Source organism: Nocardia asteroides (assembly GCF_021183625.1).
Lineage (GTDB): Bacteria > Actinomycetota > Actinomycetes > Mycobacteriales > Mycobacteriaceae > Nocardia > Nocardia asteroides_A.
Genome location: NZ_CP089214.1, coordinates 3,089,371 through 3,111,572, shown reverse-complemented (window position 1 = coordinate 3,111,572; position 22,202 = coordinate 3,089,371). Strand labels below are relative to the sequence as shown.

Genomic DNA, 22,202 nt, shown 5'->3' with positions numbered 1-22,202 from the left:
TCCGATGACTCAGCCCGTCAGCGGATTCCAGGAATTCACCCGCGCACAGCTCGCGGCGATCGTGCCCGAGCTGCTGCTCTGCGGCCAGCTCATCGACCGCTCCGGCATGGCGCACGTGATCGGCGCCTTCGGCCGCGAGGGGATGACCGAGGTGGCGATCGAGGAGTGGCAGCTCGCCAGCCCGGTCTACACCCGGCGCATGCAGCGCGCGCTGCGCTACACCGGCGACGACGTGGTCACCATCTTCAAGGGGCTGCAGCTCGACATCGGCGCGCCGCCGCAGTTCATGGACTTCCGGTTCGAGGTCACCGACCGCGACCACGGCGAGTTCTGGCTCGACCACTGCGGCGCGCTGATCGACGTCGAGCCGATGGGGGACAAGTACGTCGTCTCCATGTGCCACGACATCGAGGACCCCACCTTCGACGCCACCGCGCTCGCCACCAACCCGCACGCCCAGGTGCGGCCGATCCACCGCCCGCCGCGCAAGCCCGCGGACCGGAAACCCATGTGCGCCTGGACCGTCGTCATCGATCCGGCGCACGAGCCGCCCCCGGTGCCGCGCAACGCGGCGCTGGTCGCGGAGACCGTCGCCGCCGGGCTGGAGCTGGCCCCGATCGACCCGGCCGACGAGGGCGCGGCCGATTACTCCGGCCCGCTGCTCAGCGACGTCCGGTTCCCGGACTTCTCCCGCTCCGCGCTGGTCCGGATCGCCGACGAGGTCTGCCTGCAGCAGCACCTGCTGACGCTCGGCTTCCTGGTGGCGATCAACGAGCGCACCGACCTTGCGGCGGCCTCCGAGATCGCCCGCAAGGCGCTGGCCGGGATCGCGGGCGTCGCCTCCGAGCGGCTGCGCGCGGCGCTCGGGGCCGGTCACGACTACGCCGGGCTGGCCACCGTACTGCGCGCGCACCCGGTGCTGAACCCGGTGTCCTACACCGGGATCGAGATCCGGCAGCGGGCGGGTGGGCTGGCCATGTGGTTCCCGGCCGAGTCCGGCGCGCAGGCCGACGGCGCCTGGCCCGCCCTGCTCGACCCCGAGCACCTCGGCCCGCTGGACGCGCTGGTCCGCGGGGTGAACCCGCGGTTCAGCTGCCGCGCCGAGAGCGCGGCGGACGGCTGGAGTGTCGAGGTCGAGCTGACCGACGAGCCGCACAAAGAGGCGCCCGAGGTGGCGGTGACCCGGTTCAGCACCGGCGCCGACTGGACCTTCACCGACCGGGGGATCCCCCTTCCGCTCACCGTGGTGTGAGCTCCGGAAACCAGTACGAGACGGATGCGACATGGCCAACAACTTCGCCGACCTCTTCGAACACGCCGTCGACGCGATGCCGGAGCGCACCGCGCTGATCCTCGGTGACCGCAGGCTCCGCTTCCGCGACCTGGACACCAGGGCGAACCAGCTGGCGCACTACCTGGCCACGCTCGGGGTCGGCACCGGCACCCACGTCGGCTTCCAGATGCACAACAGCATCGAGACCATGGAGGTGCTGATCGCCTGCTTCAAGCTCTCCGCGGTCCCGATCAACGTCAACTTCCGGTACGGCCCGGCCGAGCTGACCTACCTCTACGACAACGCCGACCTGGAGGTGCTGCTCTACCACGCCTGTTACGGCGAGCAGGTGCGCGCGGCGCGGGAGGCGGTGCCGGGGCTGCGGCACGTGATCTGCGTCGACGACGATGTGGCGAGCTGGGAGTTCGGCATCGACGCGTTGCGCTACGAGACGGTCATGAAGGCGGGCGCGCCCTGGCGGCCGTTCGCCGACCGCAGCGGTGACGACCTGTTCATGATGTACACCGGCGGCACCACCGGCCTGCCCAAGGGCGTCATGTGGCGCCAGGAGGACATGTGGCGGGTGCTCGGCGGCGGCATCGACTTCTACACCAACGAGTACGTCACCGACGAGTACCAGCAGTCCCGCACCGGCGCGGCGGGCGGCCAGGCGATCTACTACATCCTGCCGCCGCTCATCCACGCCGCCGCCATGATGCCGACCTTCCTGGCGCTGTGGTGCGGGCACGCGGTGATCTTCGAGCGCCGCTTCGACCCGGAGCGGGTCTGGCGGCAGGTCGAGCGCGAGCAGCCCAATGTCATCGTGATCACCGGTGATGCCATGGCGCGGCCGCTGATCGACGCCTACCGGCAGCACCCGGTCGACGTCTCCTCGGTGATCGCCATCGCCTCCGGCGCGGCGCTGCTCTCCCAATCCACCAAGAACGCGCTGCTCGAGCTCTTCCCCGGCGCAGTCATCTCGGACTCCATCGGCTCCTCGGAGACCGGCTTCGGCGGCATCGGCTTCGCGCAGCGCGACGACGACCCGGCGCGCGGGCCGCGGGTGAACACCGGGCGCGGCGCGGTGATCGTGGACGACGACGGCGCTCCGGTGCCGCCCGGCGCGGAGGGCTGGCTGGCCAAGACCGGCCAGGTGCCGCTCGGCTACTACAAGGACCCGGTGAAATCGGACAAGCTCTTCAAGACCGTCGCCGGTGAGCGCATCGTGATCACCGACGACCGGGCGCGGCGCGAGCAGGACGGCTCGATCACGCTGATCGGCCGCGGCAACATGGTGATCAACACCGGCGGCGAGAAGGTCTTCGCCGAAGAGGTGGAGAGCGTGGTCAAGGCGCACCCCGCGGTCTTCGACGCCACCGTGGTCGCGGTGCCGCACGAGCGCTGGGGGAACACGGTCGCCGCGGTGGTCGCGCTCACCGACGGCGCCGAACTCGACTTCACCGAGTTCTGCGCGCACACCAGGCAGCACCTGGCCGGGTACAAGATCCCGCGCTCGCTGTGGATCGCGGAGCGCGTGGTCCGGGCGCCGAGCGGCAAGCCGGACTACGGGTGGGCCCGCGACCACGTCGCCGAGCGGGAGCCGGATCACCGGGTGCCGGAGTCCGGGGCAGCGACCGTTTCGAGCGACGCCCGGCTCGCCGAGGTCGGCGCCCCGCGGTCGGTGACCGGGCCGGACAGCTCGGTGGCCGCGCAAGCGCAGGCGGACCCGGCGGACGGCGGGGCCCGCCCGTGATTCGGGTGATCCAGTGGGCGACCGGCGGCGTCGGCCGGGCCGCGATCGAGACCATCCTCGACCACCCCGACCTGGAACTCGCCGGCGCCTGGGTGCACAGCGCGGAGAAGGACGGCACCGACCTCGGCACCCTGGTCGGCCGCGACCCCATCGGCGTCACCGCGACCACCGACGCCGAGGCCCTCCTCGCCACCGACGCCGACTGCGTCCTCTACAGCCCGCTCATGGCCGACGGCAAGACGCTGCGCGGCATCCTCGCCGCGGGCAAGAACGTGGTCACCCCGCTCGGCTGGTTCTACCCCGACGCGAAGCAGCGCGACCGCTACGACGCGCTCTGCCGAGAGCACGGCGTCACCCTGCACGGCACCGGCATCCACCCCGGCGGCATCACCGAGAAGATCCCGCTCGCGCTCACCGCGCTCTCCGGCTCGGTGACCTCGGTGCGCGCGGAGGAGTTCTCCGACATCCGCACCTACGCCGCCCCCGACGTGGTCAGGTACTGGATGAAGTTCGGCGGCACGCCGGAGGAGGCGATCGCGTCCGGCACCGCCGACGCGCTGGGCTCCGGCTACCGCCAGTCGGTCCGGCTGATCGCCGACGCGCTCGGCTTCGACCTCGACCCCGAGCTGCGGGTCACGCACGAGGCCGCGGTGGCGACCGCGCCCATCGAGTCCCCGATCGGGGTGCTCGAGCCCGGACAGGTCGCCGCGCAACGCCTGCGCTGGCAGGGCACCGTCGCCGACGAGCCGGTGATCACCGCCGCGGTGAACTGGTTCATGGGCGAGGCCGCACTCGACCCGCCGTGGGAGTTCGGCGCCGCGGGCGAGCGCTACGAGATCGAGATCGCAGGCGACCCCGGCTCCTTCACCACGATCGCGGGCATGCACTCGCACGGCGCCGGTGCCCCGGTCGAACGGCACCCCGGCATCGTCGCGACCGCCGCGCACTGCGTGAACAGCATCCCGTACGTCGTCGCCGCCGACCCCGGCGTGCGCACGTACCTCGACCTGCCGCTCACGGCGGGCCGCGCCGCCCCACATTTGCATCGCGCCCACCGGAGCGACCGATCCCCGGCCCGGTGAGCTCCACGTATCCCCAGGAGGTAGAGATGTCCGCACCCTCGTTGCCCACCGGCTTCGACTTCACCGATCCCGCGCTGTGGGAGAGCCGCCGCCCGGTCGAGGAGTTCGCGATGCTGCGGCGCACCGCGCCGGTGTGGTGGAACCCGCAGGCCGACGAGAACTCGGGCGGCTTCTTCGACGGCGGCTACTGGGTGGTCAGCAAGCTGGCCGACATCAAGGAGATCTCGCGCCACCCCGAGCTGTACTCCTCGCAGCGCAAGGGCTCGATCATCCGGCTCCCCGGCGACATCACCATCGACCAGATGGAGCTGACCAGCGCGCTGCTGGTGAACATGGACCCGCCCAAGCACTCCAAGATCCGCCGGATCATCTCCAAGGGCTTCACCCCGCGCGCGGTGGAGAGCCTGCGCGCGGCGCTGGCCGAGCGCGCCGATCGGATCGTGCACGCCGCCAAGAAGAGCGGCGGCGGCGACTTCGTCGAGCAGGTCGCGGTGGAGCTGCCGCTACAGGCCATCGCCGAGCTGCTCGGCGTGCCGCAGGAGGACCGCAGGAAGGTCTTCGACTGGTCCAACGCCATGCTCAACTACGACGACCCGGAGTACGGCGACCCGACCGTCGCCTCCGCCGAGATCCTCGGCTACGCCTGGAACATGGCCGAGCAGCGCCGCGCCAGCCCGGCGCAGGACATCGTCTCCGAGCTGATTCAGGCCGATATCGACGGCGAGGGGCTGGCCTCGGACGAATTCGGCTTCTTCGTCATCCTGCTCGCCGTCGCGGGCAACGAGACCACCCGCAACGCCATCACGCACGGCATGAAGGCTTTCGTCGACCACCCGGAGCAGTGGGAGCGGTACAAGGCCGAGCGGCCCAAGACCGCGCCGGACGAGATCGTCCGCTGGGCCACCCCGGTCACCGTCTTCCAGCGCACCGCCACCCAGGACCTGGAGCTCGGCGGCCAGCAGATCAAGGAGGGGGAGCGGATCGGGCTCTTCTACGGCTCGGCCAACTTCGACGAGGACGGCTTCGACGAGCCGTTCACCTTCGACGTGGGCCGCGACCCCAATCCGCACGTCGGCTTCGGCGGCACCGGAACGCACTATTGCGTCGGCGCCAATCTGGCCCGGCTGGAGATCGATCTGATGTTCAATGCGATCGCGGACGTCATGCCGCACGTGCGCGAGGTGAGCGAGCCGGTGCGGCTGCGCAACGGCTGGATCAACGGCATCAAGAGCTGGCAGGTCGCCTTCGAGTGAACTCGAACCGGAACGAGACGGGGCCCGCCACGCGTCACGCGCGCGGCGGGCCCCGCCTGTTCTCAGCGCTGCCTGCGCCGGTAGCGCACCCGGCACGGCTGGGCCAGCTGCACCACCATCTTGCTGTGGTCGTTGCGGTAGCTCTCCGAGGGCTGCGTCATCTCGAACTCCCAGTCCCGCAGCAGTACCGAGAAGATCGCCTTGAGCTGCATGAGCGCGAACGCCGCTCCCACGCAGCGGTGCCTGCCCGCGCCGAACGGGATCCAGGTCCAGCGATTGACCAGGTCCTCCTGGTTCGGGTCGATGTAGCGGCCGGGGTCGAAGGAGTCCGGGTTCGGGAAGTCCTCCGGCAGCCGGTTCGAGATGGCCGGGGAGGCCGCCACCAGGTCGCCCGCGGTGATCTCGGTGCCGCAGACCTCGAAGGCGTCGCGCGCGACCCGCATCAGGATGATCAGCGGCGGGTGCAGCCGCAGCGTCTCCTTGAGCACCGCCTCCAGGTTCGGGATCTGGCGCAGCGCGTTGAAGCTCACCGCCGACCCGTCGGCATACAGCTCGTCCAGCTCCTTCACCACGCCGGAGAGCACCTCCGGGTGCCGGAGCAGCTCGATCACCGACCAGGCCGCTGTCCCCGAGGTGGTGTGGTGCCCGGCGAACATCATCGAGATGAAGATGCCGGTGATCACGCCGGCGTCGAAGCGCGGGGTGCCGTCGTCATCCGGGACCGAGATCAGCACGTCGAGCAGGTCCCGGTCCTCCTTGCCCGCCGCCGGGTTCGCCCGCCGCTGATCCATGATCCCCTGCACCAGGTCGACCAGCGCGGCGCGCGACTCGTCGCGGATGCGGAAGCTCTCGATCGGCAGGTACGGGTCGACGTAGGCCAGCGCGTCGGTGCCGCGCTCCAGCTCGTGGTAGAGCTTGGCGAACCGGATATCCAGCTCCTCGCGGAACTTGGTGCCGATCAGACAGGCCGACGAGGTGTAGATGGTCAGCTCGGCGAAGAACTCGAGCAGGTCGATCTCGCCCTCGTCGCCCCAGCTCGCCAGCATCCGCTCGACCTCGCGCTCGATGGTCGCGGCGTGGCCGCGCATCTGGTCGGCGCGCAGCGCGGAGTTGTGCAGCATCTCCTTGCGCCGCTCCGGGCTGGCGTCGAAGACCACGCCCTCGCCGAAGATCGGCTTCATGAACGGGTAGGCCGCGGCCTGGTCCAGGTCCTCGTCGGCGGCGCGGAAGAAGAACTCGTTGGCCTCCGCGCCGGTGAGCAGCAGCACCTTCTTGTCCGCCAGCCGGAACGAGCCGACGTCGCCGCACTCGGAGCGGATGCGCTTCATCAGGGCGATCGGGTCGGTGCGGAACTCCTCGAGATGGCCGTGCTCGTGCTCGCCACCGGAGACCCGTCGCGGTTTCACCGGACTCATCGGAAATCCTTCCCCAGGTTGCTGTCCAGACATATGATGGACACCTGTCTGGACAGTACTACGACCGACCTGGCCAAGCAAGGAAGAAAGCGCTCGTCCGGCGAGAGGTGAACCGTGCAGAAACGCAATGAAGCGTCGGCAAAAACGCAGGCTGCTGTGTTCTGGTCGCTCATCCGCTACAAGGTGGCGGCGCTGGCGATGGTCGCCCTCCTACTAGCCGTGGCCGGGGTCTCGCTGGCGCTGTTCGCCGGGCGGTTCACCGACACCGTCGCGCTCACCGTCGAGGCGCCGCGCAGCGGGCTGGTGCTCGATCCGGACGCCAAGGTCCGGGTGCGCGGGGTGGAGATCGGCTCGGTGGCCTCGGTCGAGTCGAGCGGCGACACCGCGCGGCTGGAGCTGCGGGTGGATCCGGAGCGGCTGCAGCTGGTGCCGAGCAATGCCACCGTCGACATCCGCTCGACCACCGTGTTCGGCGCCAAGTACGTGAACTTCGTCATCCCCTCCGACCCCGCGCCGACCGCCATGCGCCCGGGCACCCTGCTGCGCGCCGCCGCCGTGACGGTGGAGTTCGACACCCTCTTCCAGCGGCTGAGCAGGCTGCTCGCCGCCGTCGAACCGGCCAAGCTCAATGCCACCCTGAGCGCCATCGGCCAGGCGCTGGACGGGCGCGGCGCCAAACTCGGCGACCTGCTCAGCCGCTCCGACGCCTACCTCGCCGAGCTGAACCCCAGCCTGCCCGCGCTGGAGCGCGACCTCGCCGCCACCGCCCAGGTGACCGATCTCTACGCCGATACCGCGCCCGACCTGCTGCGCACCGTCGACAACACCACCGTCACCGCGGGCACCATCGCGGAGCGCTCGCAGGACGTCGACGCCATGCTGCTCGGGCTGATCGGGTTGTCCGACACCGGCACCGCGGTGCTCGGCGAGAACGAGCAGGCGCTGACCGAGTCGCTCGCCCTGCTCCGCCCCACCGCCGAACTGCTCCTCGAGTACAAGCCGGTGCTGTACTGCCTGGTGGTCGGGATCAACAACGCTATGCCGCTGGCCGAGTCGCTCTTCGGCGGCAACAAGCCGGGCGCCTCGTTCTTCGCCAGCTTCATGTACGGCGCCCCCGCCTACAAGTACCCGCAGGACCTGCCGAAGGTGAACGCCACCGGCGGCCCCAACTGCAGCGGCGTGCTGGACCGGGTGCCGAACAGCCACGCCGACTACATCGTCACCGACACCAACGAGGGCCCGCCTTTCGTGCCATCCACGCAGGTCATCCCCAACCTGCCGTCGGTATTCCGCCTGCTCTTCGCCGGTATGCCCGGCGTCTGAATTCTGAGGAGATACATGGCTGAGTTGACCGGCCGCGGTGCCGTAGTCGTCGGCGGTACCAGCGGGATCGGCCGCGCCGTCGCCGCCGCGCTGGCCGCGGAGGGGGCCGGGGTGGTGGTGAATGGCCGCGACCCCGCTGTAGTTGCCCGCGTTTCGGCCGAGCTCGGCGTTCTCGGCGTCCCCGGCTCGGCCGCCGACCCCGCCGTGGCGGATCAGCTGATCGGCACCTGCGCCGCCAAGTTCGGTGCCGTCGACGTGCTGGTCAACTGCGCGGGCATCGCGGAGCCGGACGGGTCATCGATCCTCACCGTGCGCCCCGAGGAGTGGCGCACCCTCCTCGACTCCCACCTGGAAACCGTCTTCACCACCTGCCGCGCCGCCGCCCCGCTGATGGTCGAGCAGGGCCGCGGCACCATCGTCAACACCAGCTCCTTCGCCTACCTCGGCGACTACGGCGGCACCGGCTACGCGGCCGGAAAAGGCGCGGTGACCAGCCTGACCCTCGCCATCGCCGCCGAACTCCGCGAGCACGGCATCCGCGCGAATGTGGTGTGCCCCGGCGCCCGCACCCGCCTCTCCACCGGCGATTTCTACGAAGCCAAAATCCACGACCTCAACCAGCGCGGAATGCTCGACGAGCTCTCCACCCGGGGCGCCCTCGACGCCCCACCCCCCGAGTACGCAGCCCAGCTCTACCTCTACCTCGCGACCGACCGAGCCAAGGACATCACCGGCCAGATCTTCATCGCCGCAGGCAATTTCGTCGGCCGCTTCGACCGCCCGACCCCCAGCCTCGTCGCCTACCGCGACCACAACGGCGAGCCACCGTGGAGCCTGGACGAGCTGGAGCGGAAAGTCCGCTGACCGCTCTGGCGGTGATGCGTACCAGAAATGTAATACACTTATCGCGTGCGACTCACCGTTCTTGCGAGCGCCACCCGTCACGGCATCACAGGGGAGGAGATTCGCGCCGTTGTTTTCTATCCGGTACTGCGTACGAGGTTGACTCCGCGTCTGCCCGGCGCGGTGCCGCACCTGTTCATCGGCAAGTTCGATGAGGACGAGCCCTTGATAGAGGTCATCGCGGACCTGGCGGATCCTGGAGAGTGGATCGTCTTCCACGCGATGATGCTGCGACGAGAACTGGTCGAGCAGACGCGCCTCGGCGCCCTGCTCGCGGAAGCGGACCGCGATTTCGCCCCGCAACGCAAGGAGAGGAGGGGCCGCGCATGAGCAAGGATGATGCCCCGGATCGGCGGTTGAGCGCCGACGACTACGAACGCATGGCCGACGACTACGCCGCGAACCCTGTCCGTGACACGGAGGTACTCGGCCCGGTGGAAGTCGACCTCACGGTCCTGCGCAAGGGCAGGCCGTCAGGCGTAAGGCCGGGGAAGACACCGGGCCAGTCGGTCCGCCTGCCGACGGCCCTCCGGGAACGCCTCGCCGCCCGCGCGGAACGCGAAGCCGTTTCGCAGAGCGAGGTCATTCGCAAAGCGGTCGCCGAGTACCTGGACCGGCACGCCGGGTAGCGCGGATGCGGAGGACGCCGCCGACCTGCCGATACGCTGGGCCCACCGGATCGCCCGGCCGAGAGGCAGGAGCCGCTATGCCGCTGTCGCACCCGTCCGACCCGCACCCGCACCGCCCGGCGGAGGTGGCGATCAACCCGGTGTTCACGAGGGAACCGATCACCGTGCCGCGGGATCGGATGCCGGAGGGGGAGCTGGACTGCGAGGTCGCGTACCAGGTGGTGCACGACGAGCTCATGCTGGACGGCAATGCCCGGCTCAACCTGGCGACCTTCGTGACCACCTGGATGGAGCCGGCCGCGGAGCAGCTCATGCGCGAGTGCTTCGACAAGAACATGATCGACAAGGACGAGTACCCGCGCACCGCGGAGCTGGAGCAGCGCTGCGTGCACATGCTCGCCGACCTGTGGAATGCCCCGGACCCGGCGACGGCGCCCGGCTGCTCCACGACCGGGTCGAGCGAAGCGTGCATGCTCGCCGGGCTGGCCTTGAAGCGCCGCTGGCAGCAGGCGCGGCGGGCGGCCGGGCTCTCGACCGACCGGCCGAACCTGGTGATGGGCGGCAATGTCCAGGTCTGCTGGGACAAGTTCGCCAACTACTGGGATGTCGAGCCCCGCCTGGTGCCGATGGAAGGCGACCGCTTCCACCTCACCGCCGAGGCCGCGCTCCCGTACTGCGACGAGAACACCATCGGCGTCGTCGCCATCCTCGGCTCCACCTTCGACGGCAGCTACGAGCCGGTCGCCGAGGTCTGCGCCGCGCTCGACCAGCTGGAGCAGGACAAGGGCTGGGACATCCCGGTACACGTGGACGGCGCCTCCGGCGCGATGATCGCCCCGTTCTGCGACCCGGACCTGGCGTGGGACTTCCGCCTCCCGCGCGTCGCCTCGATCAATACCTCCGGCCACAAGTACGGCCTGGTCTACCCGGGCGTCGGCTGGGTGCTCTGGCGCGACACCCCCGCGCTCCCGGACGACCTCATCTTCCGGGTCAACTACCTCGGCGGCGAGATGCCGACCTTCGCGCTCAACTTCTCCCGCCCCGGCGCCCAGGTGGTGGCCCAGTACTACACCTTCCTGCGGCTCGGCCGCGGCGGCTACACCCGCATCCAGCGGTACTGCCGCGAGGTCGCCACCGGGCTGGCCGAGCGGATCGCCGCGCTCGGCCCGTTCCGCCTGCTCACCGACGGCAGCGAACTCCCGGTCTTCGCCTTCACCCTGGCCGACGGCGAGACCGGCTACTCGGTCTTCGACGTCTCCGCGGCGCTGCGCGAACACGGCTGGCTGGTCCCCGCCTACACCTTCCCGGCCGACCGCGAAGATCTCGCGGCGCTGCGCATCGTCGTGCGCAACGGTTTCACCCACGACCTCGCGGGGTTGCTGCTCGGTGCTCTCGAGGAGGTCATGCCGCGGCTGCGCGCCCAGGAGCGGCCGCAGCACGACACCGCCGGTTTCGCGCACACCTGACGCTTCAGGAGATCGCGGACCAACGGATTCGCCGGTCGCCGGTGCGAAGGGATGCGAGCCGTACCGCAAGCTGCTCGGCCGCTCGCGGCTTGTCCGGTGCGAGGCGGATATACGCTCCCAATGAGTGCATTTCGGCAATGTCTCGAAGAAGCGGCCACTGGGGCCAGGCCAGCAGGTCATAGCCGTAGACGTCGAGAAACCGGTGTCGGTCGTCTTCCGGTGCGTGGAAGTGATCCGGCAGAGCGCTGATCAGATCCAGCTCTCTGGGGCCGATGCAGCAGCCGTCCCAGTCGATCAGTACGAAGCCGTGCTCGGTCGAGACGACATTCTCCGTGTGGGCATCGGCATGGACCAAGCCATCTCCCAGGGGAAATCTGGCAGCGGCGTAAGCAGCGACCAGTTCTCCGGCGCGATCGGTGAGCCACATGTGGTCATCGTGGCCGAGAGCTGGACGCCGACGGGAGGCGTCGAGCGCGAGCGCCTCGCGGAGCCGGTGCAGCGGGCGGTATCGCGGCAGCGGAAATGGCGGGATCGGCTGGTCGTGGAGTCGGCGCAGCAGGATCGCGACGTCACTCAACGTAGCTGCTGTCGGCGATGGGCGATATGGCCAGAAGGTGGCGACGGCCCCGTTCCCGAAAACCGGCTGCGCACCGGAGAGCGGGCGTAGCGCTATCGCATCACTACCCCGCTGGTTCAACCATCGGGTAACCGCGATTCCGGCACCGGCGCGCGCCCTGCGCAATTCGGTGTCGGGTGCGAGCCGGGCGATCACCGGCCCGCCGTGCGCGGCGGGCAGCAGGTACACGGCGTTCGACCGATGGTGGAGTAGTTGAGCCTCCTCATCGGAAACACCGAACGCCGTGCAGAGCGCTGTCAGCGCATCGGCTCCGGGGAGTCCGGCATCGACGCTCATATTGTGGCCGGAGCGGCTACCCGGATTTCTTCGCGCAGTTCGGCGACGATCGGCTCGCGGTCGTGCCGGGCCGCGACACGGTCGAGATCGCGTAGCCGCGTGTAGCAGCGGGCAGAGGACGTCGAAGTGACCGCGTTGATCGCGTCGGTGGTGGTCTTCGCGGCGGTATCGTAGTTGCCCGCCTGGAGATGAGCGCCCGCCAAGGTCGGCAGTGCGATGGCTCGGCTTCGCGCGTGCTCTATGACGTGGCCGTCGATCGCCTCGGCAAGTTGCTCGACTGCGATCGGTGCGACTGCCGCATCTGTCAGTGACAGCAGGTAGTAGGCGTGTCCCTGCTGTGCGGTGAGTTCAGCGGCGGTGACCGACGACGCCCAGGGCGGGGTGTTGTCGGCGTTCGCGGCTCCGTAGTGATCCTGTGCGGTTCCGATCGCGCGCCGCATCGGTTCGCCCTGTCCCAGCGCAGCCCAGCACCACGCCGTGACGGCCGAGATGTAGCCGGCGGTCATCGTACTGACGGGATACTTCCGATTACTGGAGGTCGCCGATGCGAGCTGGGCGAAGGCCAGCGCCTCCTGTCGCCGATTTTCTCGCATTTCGGACCGCCACAGGTGCAGCGACTGGTGGGCCATGTCCAGCAGGATGGTTACCGCCAGATCGGTGCTGCGCGGATGCTCCGCCCCCTTGCGAGTGGCATCGAGTGCGTATGCCCAGAGTTTGCGAGCCGTTCCGTGATCTTCGACGTCATAGGCGAGCCAGGCGGCGGTCGCCGCGAGTTCGGCCGCGGCGATCCAATATCGCGTGCGCAGATTCTCACTGCGCGCCGCGTTCTCGAGCGCCCGAATCCGGTGTACCTGCGCCAAAGCGGCGGTTTGGCACAGACCGCCGCCGTTCGCCATGTCCCAGCGCCGAAATCCGCTGCTGATCGCCTCGATCGCTTCGATATCGGCTGGGCCGAGACGGGTTCGGACAATGGGGCTCGAATGGCTCGGTAGCAGGTTGCCCAGCCGAGTCAGTTCAGGATGCAGGTTGGAGCCGAGTGTGGCGGCGGTGACCAAGAGGAGGAAATCGCGTCGGTCCACCCAGTTCACCTCCCTGGTCGTCAGGCCGGCTCCCGCGTGGCGGGGAAAGCCAAGGAGCTGTGGCGGGATACCCAGGCGGGAAGCCACCCGCGCCACAACTCGCACATGCCCTATGCGGCGTTCGCCTCGCTCGACGGCCGATATCCGCGACTGGCTCAGCTCCAGGAGCATGCCGAGCTGGGTCTGGCTCAACCCCGTGCGGTCACGAACCGCTGTGAAGACAGAGCCGAAGTCGTAGATTTCCAGAGCCTTCCGGATATTCGCCCGTTCGAAGAACTCCGGCGGAATGGGCTCATTCAACCCGACCGACCGCATACACGACGAACACAGCGGGCCGCGGGTCACTACCGGCCTCTTTTCCCCACATATGGTGCAGCTCGCAATCCCCGTCACGACGCAAGCTCTTTCCTGTTGCCGGTCGGCACCGAACCCCCTGCTGCGGCCGCTGCGTGATCGAGCGGTTTCGCGCATTCGCCAGCTTAGGCCACCTCAGCAGGGGTGATCGAACTTCGGCTGGAGAACCGGCGGTCAAGCCCCAATGAGGCTATCCCTCTCGGGCGTTGGGATTTGTGGCCACGTCCGCAACCGTTGCAGCCGGTACCCGGTACCGGGCTGACGCCCGGAATGCCCGCCCGGCGCACCAGCCCGCCAGAGTGGCAGGCCGGTGGCGAAACGCCCCCGGTGCCGGGTACCGCCACCTGTTCCGCTGTTTCATGGAGGAATCCGTCTCGGTGAGTGACCTACCTTCACCGGCACCGCAGGAGCCGGATGTGCTGGTCTCGGTGACGATCCATACCGAGCGCGGCAGCGTTCGATTCGACTACCGGGCCTGCGTCACAGCCGCGACCGCTTTCGCCGCCGAGGTCGCCGAGCGAAGCGATGTCGAAGCATCGACATCGCCCGACGACTCGGATGCCCGGCTTCGGCGCCTGCCGAACGAGAGGCTGTACCTTCCGTGAAGCCCTACAGCTCACCCGCCCGCCGCCACGACTCCCGCTCGGCGCCGAATGCTTCTGCCTGCCGACCCCGGAACTCCGCGATGGAATCCGCCTCGGCATCCAGGAACCCTCGGTACTCCGCGAGCGAGAAGGAACCGTCCTCGGTGCGCACCTCCCCCGTGAAGTCGGCGCGCAAGTCGAGCAGTTCGTCCGCTTCGACCGGGTACCAGCGGATCCGGTCGAAGAAGCGCAGCATCCAGGGGTCGTCCGCACCGGTGGCGCGGTGGTTCCACACCTGGGTGGTGCGGCCGACGAACTGGTACCCACCCGGCCCTTCCATGCCGTAGATGCACATGTAGGCGCCGCCGATGCCGACGGCGTTCTCCGGGGTCCAGGTGCGGGCGGGGTTGTACTTGGTGGTGACCAGGCGGTGCCTGGGGTCGGTGGGGGTGGCGACGGGGGCGCCGAGGTAGACGTCGCCGAGCCCGAGTACCAGGTACTCGGCGTCGAAGACGGTGTCGTAGACCTCCTGCACCGAGTCCAGTCCGTTCACGCGGCGGATGAACTCGATGTTCCACGGGCACCAGGGCGCGTCGGCGCGGACGCCGTGCATGTAGCGGGTGATGGCCTCGCGGGTGGCGGGGTCGTCCCAGGAGAGCGGGAGGTGCACGGTCCGGCTGGGAACGATCAGGTCGCTCGCGGCGGGGATGGCGGTCTCCGCCTCGGCGAGCAGGTCGAGCAGCCGTGGCACCGGGAGCACCGCGGGGTCGGTGCGGATCTGTAGCGAGCGGATGCCGGGGGTGAGTTCGGTGATGCCGCGCGGGCGGTCGGTGTTCAGGTGCTCGTGGAGGGCGTGTACCCGGGCGCGGAGCGCGAGGTCGAGGGTCATCTCGCCGTATTCGACGAGGACGCCGTCGTCGCCCGCGCGCCGGTAGGTCACCGAGGTCTCGGCGTCGACGTGGCCGCGGCGCAGTATCCCGTCGTCACCGTCGCCGCCGGGGCTGAGCACGATCGGGAAGCCCGCACGGCGTTCCCGGCCCAACTCGTGGAGCGGCGCTGTGGTGGCGCCGCGCACGGGGACGAAGCGCACGGTGTCGCCGGGGGCGAGCTGGCCGAGCTTCCAGCGGTCGGCGGCGGTCACCGTGACCGGGCAGACGAATCCGCCGAGGCTCGGCCCGTCCGGGCCGAGCAGGATGGGGGTGTCGCCGGTGAAGTCCAGCGCGCCGACGGAGTACGGGGTGTCGTGGATATTGGACGGGTGCAGCCCGGCCTCGCCGCCGTCCGGGCGGGCCCAGGCCGGTTTCGGGCCGATCAGCCGGACGCCGGTGCGGTCGGAGTTGAAGTGTACCTCGTAGGGGGTCGCGTAGAGGGTGTCGATATCGGCGCGGGTGAAGAACTCGGGGGCGCCGTGCGGGCCCTCGGTGACGGCCAGCTGCCAGTGCCGGGTGAGCGCGGGCTGGTGCTCCATCGGCACCGCGCCGGTGGCCGCGTCGACCGGCTCGCCGAGCGGCAGCGTCTCGCCCTCGCGGAGGATTCCGCCGGTGCTGCCGCCGAACTTGCCGAGCGTGAAGGTGGCGGTGCTGCCGAGGTATTCGGGTAGGTCGAGGCCGCCCGCGATCAGCACGTAGACCCGCAGCCCCGGGCCGGTCACCGCACCGACCTCGAGCGTGCCGCCCGCCGGGACCGTCACCGCGCGCCACTGCGCGACCGGTTCGCCGTTCACGGTGACCGGGGCGGGTGCGCCGGTCACGCAGATCGCGGTGGCGCGGTCGAAGCGCAGGGCCGGTCCGGCCAGGGTGCACTCCAGGCCGGGTGCGCCCTCCGGGTTCCCGACCGAGCGATTGCCGAGCCGGAACGAGAGATCGTCCATCGGACCGGACGGCGGGACGCCGACGTGCCAGTACCCGGTGCGGCCCGGCCAGTCCTGGATCGTGCTCAGCGGACCGGGACGCACGACGGTAACGGTCGAGACCTGCGCCAAGTCGTCCGGCAGGAGCACGGAGTCGGTGAGAACGCTCATCGGGTCACCACCATGCGCACCGGCGTCGGGTCGAAACCGTTGCACGGGTTGTTGATCTGCGGGCAGTTGGAGACCAGCACCAGGGTGTCGATCTCGGCGCGCAGCGTCACCGATTTGCCCGGCGCGGAGAGCCCGTCCACGATGCCGAGCGTGCCGTCCGGCTCCACCGGGACGTTCATGAACCAGTTGATGTTCGAGACCAGGTCGCGCTTGCCGAGCCCCCACTTCAGCGCCTCGGTGAGGAAGTTCTCCACGCAGGCGTGCTGGTGCCTGGTGTGCTGCCCGTAGCGCAGCGTGTTCGACTCCTGCGAGCAGGCGCCGGCGAGGGTGTCGTGGTTGCCGACCTCGTCGGCGAGCACCGTCATCAGCGCGGCGCCGGAGTCGGTGCGCAGCACGCTGCCGGTGGTGAGGAAGATATTGCGCTGCGCGGTCACGGTCGCCTGCGCGCTGTACCGCTCGCCCGCCGGGTCGGCGGCGGAGTAGAGCAGGCAGTCGACGGCCTGGTTGCCGTGCAGGTCGATGATCCGCAGCTGCTCGCCCGCGCGCACCACGGTGGACCAGGGGGCACAGGCGGCGACGGTCTCGTCGAGGACGAGCGTTTCGGTGCTGGTCATGCCGGGACCCCCTGGTCGCGGGAAGCGGTCAGGGCCGCCTCGGTGTTGTCGACGGCCCGCAGGTACTCCGGGTCCGAATTGGGGTGCAGTGTCAGCTCCTCCGGGGCGGCCCAGGCGACCACGTCCAGCTCGGCGGCGGGGCGCTCGTCCAGCGGGTGGCCGCCGGTCGCCAGCAGCACGGTGACCGGCAGCTGGATCAGCAGGTCGAGCGCGGCGCCGGGCGCCGCGCTGCCGGTGCTGACCAGGCCGCCGTCGGCGTCCACCCGGACCCCGCGGAAGAAGGAGAGCGTCGGCCCGACGTCGGCGGGCGCGAGCCCGTGCTTGGCCGCGCCGAGCCGCAGGGCGTGGCGGACCTCGGGCGTCGGACCGCAGAGCGCGTCGTGGTGGCCCGAGGTGTCGGCGAGCACCGTGGCCAGGAGTCGGCCCTGGTCGGAGAGGAGCGGGTGGCCGGTGCCGAGGTACGCCTGCCACGGGACCTTGAGCGTGTCGGCGACGTTCAGCCGCTCCCACGGGGCCTCGGCGCGCAGCAGCAGCAGGTGCGCGCAGGCCGTGCCGGTGGGGTCGGTGAGGCGGAGGCGGGTGCCGCGGGCAAGGACTCTCGTCAGGTAGCCGCCCGCCGGGATGCGGTCGCGGAGCACGACCTTCGCGGGATCGACGCCCGCGGGCAGTTCGGGTTCGGCGAGCGTGGCGGCGGCCGCCTGGGCACGGGCGTGTTCCCGCGCGCCCGCGGTGGATTCGGTGCTTGTCATCGGGACTCCTGGAGGTGAAAGGTGCGGCGCTCGCACCGAGCGGCTGCTTGCTCCGCGACGGGCGGCTGCTTGCTCCGCGAGGGGCGGCGGCGCAGGCGGCTGGTGGGCTCCTCGACGGGTAGCACCCCGCCGCACCCGGGGCGGTGCCGACCGGCATCGGCACCGCCCCGGCGGATCAGGGGACGAGGGCGGGGGCGGGCTTGTCCGCCACGGTGCGGTAGATCGCGAAGCCGACGCCGACGGCGAGCAGCACGAAGAGCGGTGCGGCCCAGAGCATCCACCAGGAGCCGCCCTCCGGCGTGTACACCTCGGCCCGCGGCCAGGCCAGGTTCACCGTCATGGCGATGCCCCACGCCACCGCGAGCAGGTTGACCGGAATCCCGAAGCGGCCGAGCCCGAACAGCCCCGGCTCGCTCTGCCACCCGCGGAACCGGCGCACCAGCAGCGGCGTCGTCACCAGCAGGTAGGCCAGGTAGAGCGTGGCGATGCCGACGCTGGCGAGGGTGGCGAAGATGGCCGAGTTGCCCAGGTTCAGCACCAGCAGCGCGATGCCGACGGCGCCGATCACGATCGCGGGCAGCACCGGGGTGCCGTACCGCGGGTGCACCGCGGCGAGCGCCCTGGCGAAGGGCAGCTTGCCGTCCCGCGCCATGGAGAAGAGCAGCCGCGAACCGGCGGTCTGCACGGCCAGCGTGCACACCATGATCGCCACCGCTACGCAGCCGAGCAGCACCGTTCCGGCCGGGCTGTCCAGCTTGGCGGTGAGCACGTAGGCCAGCCCGCCCTCGGCGAGCGCGCCGTCGTCCAGGCTCGGCGCCGCCATCAGCGCGCCGACCAGGATGAGCCCGCCGCCGAGCGCCGAGGCGGTGAGCGCGGTGAGGATGGTGCGCGGCGCGACCCGGCGCGGGTTCTTGGTCTCCTCGGAGAGCTCACCGGCCGAGTCGAAGCCGACCATCACGTACGCCGCCATCAGCCCGGAGATCAGGAAGGCCATCCAGTACGGCCCCTCGACCGCCTGCGAGGTGTCGAAGACGACATCCGGCCCGCGCTCCGCGCTGGTGAAGAAGAGCCCGATGATCGCGAGCACGCCGACGATCTCGATGGTCACGCCGATCGAGTTGATCCTGGCCATCAGGTCGATGCCGATCACGTTGATCACCGTGGTCACCACCAGCAGCGCGCTGCCGAGCAGCACCGCGTTCATGGCGCCGTCGTGCGAGGTCAGCGCGGTGTCGGTGCCGATGATCTGGAATCCGCTCCAGATGCTCGGCAGCACCACCTGCAGCGCGATCGCCGCGGCCGCCGCGGTGACGATCTGCGCGATGATCATCAGCCAGCCGGCGAACCAGCCGACCGCCTCGCCCGCCAGCCGCCGCGACCACTGGTAGATACAGCCCGAGATGGGGTAGCGGGCGGCCAGCTCGGCGAAGTTCAGCGCGACCAGGAACTGGCCGGCGAAGACCAGCGGCCAGGTCCAGAAGAAGGCGGCGCCGCCGAACGAGTACCCGAAGGCGAAGAACTGGAAGATCGTGGTGAGGATGGAGACGAACGAGAAGCCCGCCGCGAACGAGGCGTACCGGCCCAGCTTGCGGTGCAGCACCGGTTCGTAGCCGAACGTCGCGAGGTCGGCGCCGTCGCGGGTGTCGGACGGCGGACTCCCGGGGGCGGTGGGTTCCAGAGTGGTGGCCATGATCGGTTCCTTCGGGACGGGCCGAAATATCTATCGAGTGACAGTTTTGACCCGCCGATCGCGTTCCCGGTGACCGCTGTGTATCGCTCCGGTCAAGCGCCGTAACGTCTGCGTTTCATGAGTTTCTGTCGGATGACAGGAATCTCTCCGCGCAGGTCAGTGTGGTGCGAGACGGGTTTGCCCCGGTGCAGTGCCAGAATGGCTGCGTGACGAACCTCGGACCGGGGCGCCCGCGGCTCGAGCAGCGGCGCAGGCACGGGCAGACGCCGCGGGCCGAGATCCTGGACGCCGCGGGCGAGCTCTTCACCACCAAGGGCTACGCCAATACCTCCACCCGCGCGGTCGCCGACGCGGTCGGCATCCGGCAGGCCTCGCTCTACCACCACTTCGCCGCCAAGGACGACATCCTGGACGCGCTGCTGGCCGAGACCGTCGCCGGGCCACTGGAATTCGCCGAGGGGCTGGGTGGTTCGCCCGTGCCCGCCGCCGTGCGGCTCTACGCGCTCGCGCTCTTCGATGTCAGGCAGCTGTGTGCCGCGCGCTGGAATCTCGGCGCGCTCTACCTGCTTCCCGAGCTGCGCACCGAGCGGTTCGCCGCCTTCCGGCTGCGCCGGGACGAGCTGCGCGGGCACTACGAGGAGCTCGCCCGGCGCGTCCTCGCCGACCTGGGATCGCGCGCCGTTCCCGGCTCGGAGGTGCTTCCCTTCCGCCTGGTGGAGACGGTGATCAATATCCGCTCCGACGAGGGGGCCGCGCCGGAGTACGCGGAGCACACCATTCCGGAGGCGGTCCTGCGCGTGCTCGGGGCCGCGGGAGCCGTGCGGGCCGAAGCCGTGGCACTCCTGGAATCGCTCGCTGTCGCGCGCGGGTAGGCGACGTTGTCGCGGAACGGTGGTCCGCTCACCCCCGCGAAGTCTGTCCGAGGCCGAGCTGCTCCACGCAGGCCAGCGCGGCGGCGGTCGATTCCGGGCGCGCGGGGAGCAGGGGGAGGCGGACGTGCGGGCTCGGGATGCGGCCCTCGGCGGCGAGCACGGCCTTGAGCACGGTCGGGTTGGGCTCGGTGAAGAGTGCGCGGGTGAGCGGGACGAGGCGGTGGCCGAGTTGCCGCGCGTGCTCGATCGAGCCCGCGCGCCAGGCGGCGATGAGCTCGGCGTACGGGCGGGCGGCGATATTGGCGCAGGCCAGGATGGCTCCGCTCGCGCCCAGGGCGAGCATCGGTGCGGTGAAGAGATCGTCGCCCGCCAGGACCGCGACGTCGGCGGGGAGGTCGGCGAGGAAGGCGATGGTGGTCTCGTCGATGCCGCCGGTGGAGTGCTTGAAACCGGCGATGTTCGGGATGCTGGCGATCCGGCCGAGCGTCTCCGCGCTCAGCGCGCGGCCGGTGCGGTACGGAATGTTGTAAACGATCAGCGGCACCGGGCAGGCGGCGGCGAGCAGCCGGAAGTGCTCGACCACACCGTCTTCGGACGGCCGGGTGTAGTAGGGGACCACCGTGAGCGCGGCGCTGATCCGCGGATCCAGCCCCGCGAGCTGCTCGATCGAGGCGGCGGTGGTGTTCGTGCCCGCGCCGGCGACGAGCGGTGCGCCGTACCGGGCGCAGGCAGCCGCGCAGATCTCGATGACGGTGCCGCGCTCCTCCGGCGTGAGCGCCGCGGCTTCGGCGGTGGTGCCGAGCGCGACCAGCCCGGCTGCGCCGTCGGCGAGCACGGCGTGCGCGAGTGCCGCCAGCGCGTCGGGTGCGAGTTCGCCGGAGGCGGTGAACGGGGTGATCAGCGGGACGTACAGGCCGGTGCGGAGCATGGTTCGACCTTCACCCCGATCGGTCGTCAGGTCCAGTTCAGGTTAGCGATGTCGAGGTTAAGCTCAGCTTATGCTCGATGTCCGAAAGCTGCGGCTGCTCCGGGAACTGGCGCACCGCGGCACCATCGCCGCCGTGGCCGACGCGCTGAACTACACCCCGTCGGCGGTGTCGCAGCAGCTCAGCGCGTTGGAACGGGAGACGGGGGTGCCGCTGCTGGAGCGCACCGGCCGCCGGGTCGCGCTGACCCCCGCCGCGCGCGGGCTGGTCGAGCGCACCGAGGAGATCCTGGCGACGCTGCAGCGGGCCGCCGCCGAACTCGCCACCGCGGCAACGGCGCTCACCGGCACCCTGCGCATCGGCGTCTTCCCCTCCGCCGTGCCCGCCATCCTGACCCCCGCCATCGTGGCGCTGAGCAGCGCGCACCCCGGACTCGATCTCATGGTCACCGAACTGGACCCGGCCGCGGTACCGGACGCGCTGCGCGGGGAGCGGCTCGATATCGCCCTGGTCCAGGAGTACGACTACGTCCCCGTGCTCGCCGACCCCGGCCTGGAGACCGAACCGCTGCTCCGGGAGACCGTCCACCTGGCCGCCCGCAGCGCGGAGCCGCTCGCCGCCCATCGTGATTCCGGCTGGATCGCCGGGACGCCGGGCACGCTGTGCCACGCGCTCACCGTGCGCGCCTGTGAGGCGGCCGGGTTCACCCCGCGTATCCGGCACCACGCCGATGATTTCGGTGCGGTGCTCGCCCTGGTCGCCGCCGGTCAGGGCGTCGCCTTCGTCCCCGACCTCGGAACCGCCGGTGCGCCGGAGGGTGTGGTACTCACCCCGCTTCCCATCCGGCGCCGCACGCACCTGGCCTATCGCCGTGGGACCGCCGGCCATCCCGCCGTCGCTGCTGCCCGGACCGCGCTCCGTGGCGCCGCCGATCGCTGCGGTGGGGTATGAATCCGACACTCTGCACCCGGTGCGGAGTTCGGTGAAACGGGTCAGAGCGACGCTGCTCCGAAGATCTCGTCGTGCCAGGACCGAGCGGGGTCGCTGAACCAGGGCCCGACCGTGTCCGCGTTCAGCACCCGCAGTTCTCGCAGGTCGATGTCGTACCGCCGATAGATGGCGACGAGGTCGCGCAGGTCCTCTTCATCGACGGTGCCGAACTCGAGCGTGATGTGCAACGTCCGGGACTCGCCGCGGTACGACGCGACACAACCGATCTTGTCGAGCCATTCGAAGAACGCCGCCTCGTCGTTGTACGAGTAGTACAGAACACCTGTAGCTTCGAGTACCACATCGGCCATATC

21 protein-coding genes are annotated in these 22,202 nt (G+C 70.3%); 12 read left to right on the top strand and 9 right to left on the bottom strand.

Annotated features, from left to right (window positions below; all coding sequences use genetic code 11):
* Window positions 1-4 precede the first annotated feature (4 nt).
* The 4 genes from LTT61_RS15055 to LTT61_RS15040 are packed head-to-tail and all read left to right on the top strand — an operon-like array spanning window position 5 to window position 5,361.
* A complete protein-coding gene (locus LTT61_RS15055; protein WP_233020582.1) occupies window positions 5-1,252 on the top strand; it encodes a hypothetical protein in 1,248 nt (415 codons plus the stop codon).
* Window positions 1,253-1,283: 31 nt separating this feature from the next.
* Window positions 1,284-3,026 carry an acyl-CoA synthetase gene (locus LTT61_RS15050; RefSeq protein ID WP_233020581.1) on the top strand — a complete coding sequence of 581 codons (1,743 nt, stop codon included), beginning with the start codon at window positions 1,284-1,286 and terminating at the stop codon, window positions 3,024-3,026.
* Window positions 3,023-4,108: a dihydrodipicolinate reductase gene (locus LTT61_RS15045; protein WP_233020580.1), complete on the top strand. Its 1,086-nt coding sequence runs from the start codon at window positions 3,023-3,025 to the stop codon at window positions 4,106-4,108. The genes LTT61_RS15050 and LTT61_RS15045 overlap by 4 nt, the downstream gene beginning before the upstream one ends.
* A 26-nt stretch (window positions 4,109-4,134) precedes the next feature.
* Window positions 4,135-5,361, top strand: coding sequence for a cytochrome P450 (locus LTT61_RS15040; protein ID WP_233020579.1), 1,227 nt, complete (start codon window positions 4,135-4,137; stop codon window positions 5,359-5,361).
* A 62-nt stretch (window positions 5,362-5,423) separates the two neighbouring features.
* Here the strand turns inward: LTT61_RS15040 and LTT61_RS15035 are convergent, their stop codons facing one another.
* On the bottom strand, window positions 5,424-6,776 hold the full coding sequence (locus tag LTT61_RS15035) for a cytochrome P450 (protein ID WP_233020578.1): 1,353 nt from the start codon (window positions 6,774-6,776) through the stop codon (window positions 5,424-5,426).
* Between the two features lie 198 nt (window positions 6,777-6,974).
* On the opposite strand from LTT61_RS15035, the gene LTT61_RS15030 reads away from it, so the two are divergent.
* The 5 genes from LTT61_RS15030 (at window position 6,975) to LTT61_RS15010 (ending at window position 11,097) form a co-directional block, all read left to right on the top strand.
* A complete protein-coding gene (locus tag LTT61_RS15030; protein WP_233021023.1) occupies window positions 6,975-8,099 on the top strand; it encodes an MCE family protein in 1,125 nt (374 codons plus the stop codon).
* A 15-nt stretch (window positions 8,100-8,114) separates the two neighbouring features.
* Window positions 8,115-8,963 (top strand): SDR family NAD(P)-dependent oxidoreductase, encoded by an 849-nt coding sequence (locus LTT61_RS15025; protein WP_233020577.1) that lies wholly within the window; start codon window positions 8,115-8,117, stop codon window positions 8,961-8,963.
* Between the two features lie 45 nt (window positions 8,964-9,008).
* The gene (locus tag LTT61_RS15020) at window positions 9,009-9,332 is read left to right on the top strand and encodes a hypothetical protein (protein ID WP_233020576.1); all 324 of its coding nucleotides are present in this window, start codon (window positions 9,009-9,011) and stop codon (window positions 9,330-9,332) included.
* Window positions 9,329-9,631 (top strand): CopG family ribbon-helix-helix protein, encoded by a 303-nt coding sequence (locus LTT61_RS15015; protein WP_233020575.1) that lies wholly within the window; start codon window positions 9,329-9,331, stop codon window positions 9,629-9,631. Before LTT61_RS15020 ends, LTT61_RS15015 begins: the two co-directional genes overlap by 4 nt.
* Window positions 9,632-9,708: 77 nt before the next feature.
* On the top strand, window positions 9,709-11,097 hold the full coding sequence (locus LTT61_RS15010) for a glutamate decarboxylase (protein ID WP_233020574.1): 1,389 nt from the start codon (window positions 9,709-9,711) through the stop codon (window positions 11,095-11,097).
* Between the two features lie 4 nt (window positions 11,098-11,101).
* Here LTT61_RS15010 and LTT61_RS15005 read toward each other — a convergent pair whose 3' ends face one another.
* Entirely contained in the window at window positions 11,102-12,010 is a 909-nt protein-coding gene (locus LTT61_RS15005; protein ID WP_233020573.1) for a phosphotransferase family protein, read from the bottom strand.
* Complete coding sequence (locus tag LTT61_RS15000) at window positions 12,007-13,434, bottom strand: helix-turn-helix domain-containing protein (RefSeq protein ID WP_233020572.1); 1,428 nt, start codon at window positions 13,432-13,434, stop codon at window positions 12,007-12,009. The genes LTT61_RS15005 and LTT61_RS15000 overlap by 4 nt, the downstream gene beginning before the upstream one ends.
* A gap of 425 nt (window positions 13,435-13,859) precedes the next feature.
* Between LTT61_RS15000 and LTT61_RS14995 the strand changes: the two genes are divergently transcribed.
* On the top strand, window positions 13,860-14,048 hold the full coding sequence (locus tag LTT61_RS14995) for a hypothetical protein (protein ID WP_233020571.1): 189 nt from the start codon (window positions 13,860-13,862) through the stop codon (window positions 14,046-14,048).
* A gap of 4 nt (window positions 14,049-14,052) precedes the next feature.
* On the opposite strand, the gene LTT61_RS14990 is transcribed toward LTT61_RS14995, so the two are convergent.
* The 4 genes from LTT61_RS14990 to LTT61_RS14975 all read right to left on the bottom strand — a co-directional run bounded on the left by LTT61_RS14990 (window position 14,053) and on the right by LTT61_RS14975 (window position 19,100).
* Complete coding sequence (locus tag LTT61_RS14990) at window positions 14,053-16,047, bottom strand: 5-oxoprolinase/urea amidolyase family protein (RefSeq protein WP_233020570.1); 1,995 nt, start codon at window positions 16,045-16,047, stop codon at window positions 14,053-14,055.
* On the bottom strand, window positions 16,044-16,661 hold the full coding sequence (locus LTT61_RS14985) for an urea amidolyase associated protein UAAP2 (protein ID WP_233020569.1): 618 nt from the start codon (window positions 16,659-16,661) through the stop codon (window positions 16,044-16,046). Before LTT61_RS14985 ends, LTT61_RS14990 begins: the two co-directional genes overlap by 4 nt.
* Window positions 16,658-17,410, bottom strand: a complete 753-nt coding sequence (locus tag LTT61_RS14980; RefSeq protein WP_233020568.1) for a DUF1989 domain-containing protein — start codon at window positions 17,408-17,410, stop codon at window positions 16,658-16,660. Before LTT61_RS14980 ends, LTT61_RS14985 begins: the two co-directional genes overlap by 4 nt.
* Window positions 17,411-17,585: 175 nt before the next feature.
* Window positions 17,586-19,100: an amino acid permease gene (locus LTT61_RS14975; RefSeq protein WP_233020567.1), complete on the bottom strand. Its 1,515-nt coding sequence runs from the start codon at window positions 19,098-19,100 to the stop codon at window positions 17,586-17,588.
* Between the two features lie 206 nt (window positions 19,101-19,306).
* Between LTT61_RS14975 and LTT61_RS14970 the strand changes: the two genes are divergently transcribed.
* Window positions 19,307-19,972, top strand: coding sequence for a TetR/AcrR family transcriptional regulator (locus tag LTT61_RS14970; protein WP_233020566.1), 666 nt, complete (start codon window positions 19,307-19,309; stop codon window positions 19,970-19,972).
* A gap of 28 nt (window positions 19,973-20,000) precedes the next feature.
* Here the strand turns inward: LTT61_RS14970 and dapA are convergent, their stop codons facing one another.
* Complete coding sequence (gene dapA, locus LTT61_RS14965) at window positions 20,001-20,900, bottom strand: 4-hydroxy-tetrahydrodipicolinate synthase (protein WP_233020565.1); 900 nt, start codon at window positions 20,898-20,900, stop codon at window positions 20,001-20,003.
* A gap of 70 nt (window positions 20,901-20,970) precedes the next feature.
* Here dapA and LTT61_RS14960 point away from each other — a divergent pair, with 70 nt between their 5' ends.
* On the top strand, window positions 20,971-21,849 hold the full coding sequence (locus LTT61_RS14960) for a LysR family transcriptional regulator (protein WP_233020564.1): 879 nt from the start codon (window positions 20,971-20,973) through the stop codon (window positions 21,847-21,849).
* Window positions 21,850-21,890: 41 nt separating this feature from the next.
* Here the strand turns inward: LTT61_RS14960 and LTT61_RS14955 are convergent, their stop codons facing one another.
* Window positions 21,891-22,199, bottom strand: a complete 309-nt coding sequence (locus tag LTT61_RS14955) for a hypothetical protein (RefSeq protein ID WP_233020563.1) — start codon at window positions 22,197-22,199, stop codon at window positions 21,891-21,893.
* Window positions 22,200-22,202: the final 3 nt, after the last annotated feature.

Coding starts and splice junctions, on each gene's coding strand:
- LTT61_RS15025 (WP_233020577.1), top strand. CDS start 8,115: ATGGCTGAGTTGACCGGCCGCGGTGCCGTAGTCGTCGGCGGTACCAGC.
- LTT61_RS15040 (WP_233020579.1), top strand. CDS start 4,135: ATGTCCGCACCCTCGTTGCCCACCGGCTTCGACTTCACCGATCCCGCG.
- LTT61_RS15015 (WP_233020575.1), top strand. CDS start 9,329: ATGAGCAAGGATGATGCCCCGGATCGGCGGTTGAGCGCCGACGACTAC.
- LTT61_RS14960 (WP_233020564.1), top strand. CDS start 20,971: ATGCTCGATGTCCGAAAGCTGCGGCTGCTCCGGGAACTGGCGCACCGC.
- LTT61_RS15005 (WP_233020573.1), bottom strand. CDS start 12,010: ATGAGCGTCGATGCCGGACTCCCCGGAGCCGATGCGCTGACAGCGCTC.
- LTT61_RS14955 (WP_233020563.1), bottom strand. CDS start 22,199: ATGGCCGATGTGGTACTCGAAGCTACAGGTGTTCTGTACTACTCGTAC.
- LTT61_RS14975 (WP_233020567.1), bottom strand. CDS start 19,100: ATGGCCACCACTCTGGAACCCACCGCCCCCGGGAGTCCGCCGTCCGAC.
- LTT61_RS15055 (WP_233020582.1), top strand. CDS start 5: ATGACTCAGCCCGTCAGCGGATTCCAGGAATTCACCCGCGCACAGCTC.
- LTT61_RS14990 (WP_233020570.1), bottom strand. CDS start 16,047: ATGAGCGTTCTCACCGACTCCGTGCTCCTGCCGGACGACTTGGCGCAG.
- LTT61_RS15035 (WP_233020578.1), bottom strand. CDS start 6,776: ATGAGTCCGGTGAAACCGCGACGGGTCTCCGGTGGCGAGCACGAGCAC.
- LTT61_RS15030 (WP_233021023.1), top strand. CDS start 6,975: ATGGTCGCCCTCCTACTAGCCGTGGCCGGGGTCTCGCTGGCGCTGTTC.
- LTT61_RS14980 (WP_233020568.1), bottom strand. CDS start 17,410: ATGACAAGCACCGAATCCACCGCGGGCGCGCGGGAACACGCCCGTGCC.
- LTT61_RS14985 (WP_233020569.1), bottom strand. CDS start 16,661: ATGACCAGCACCGAAACGCTCGTCCTCGACGAGACCGTCGCCGCCTGT.
- LTT61_RS15010 (WP_233020574.1), top strand. CDS start 9,709: ATGCCGCTGTCGCACCCGTCCGACCCGCACCCGCACCGCCCGGCGGAG.
- LTT61_RS15050 (WP_233020581.1), top strand. CDS start 1,284: ATGGCCAACAACTTCGCCGACCTCTTCGAACACGCCGTCGACGCGATG.
- dapA (WP_233020565.1), bottom strand. CDS start 20,900: ATGCTCCGCACCGGCCTGTACGTCCCGCTGATCACCCCGTTCACCGCC.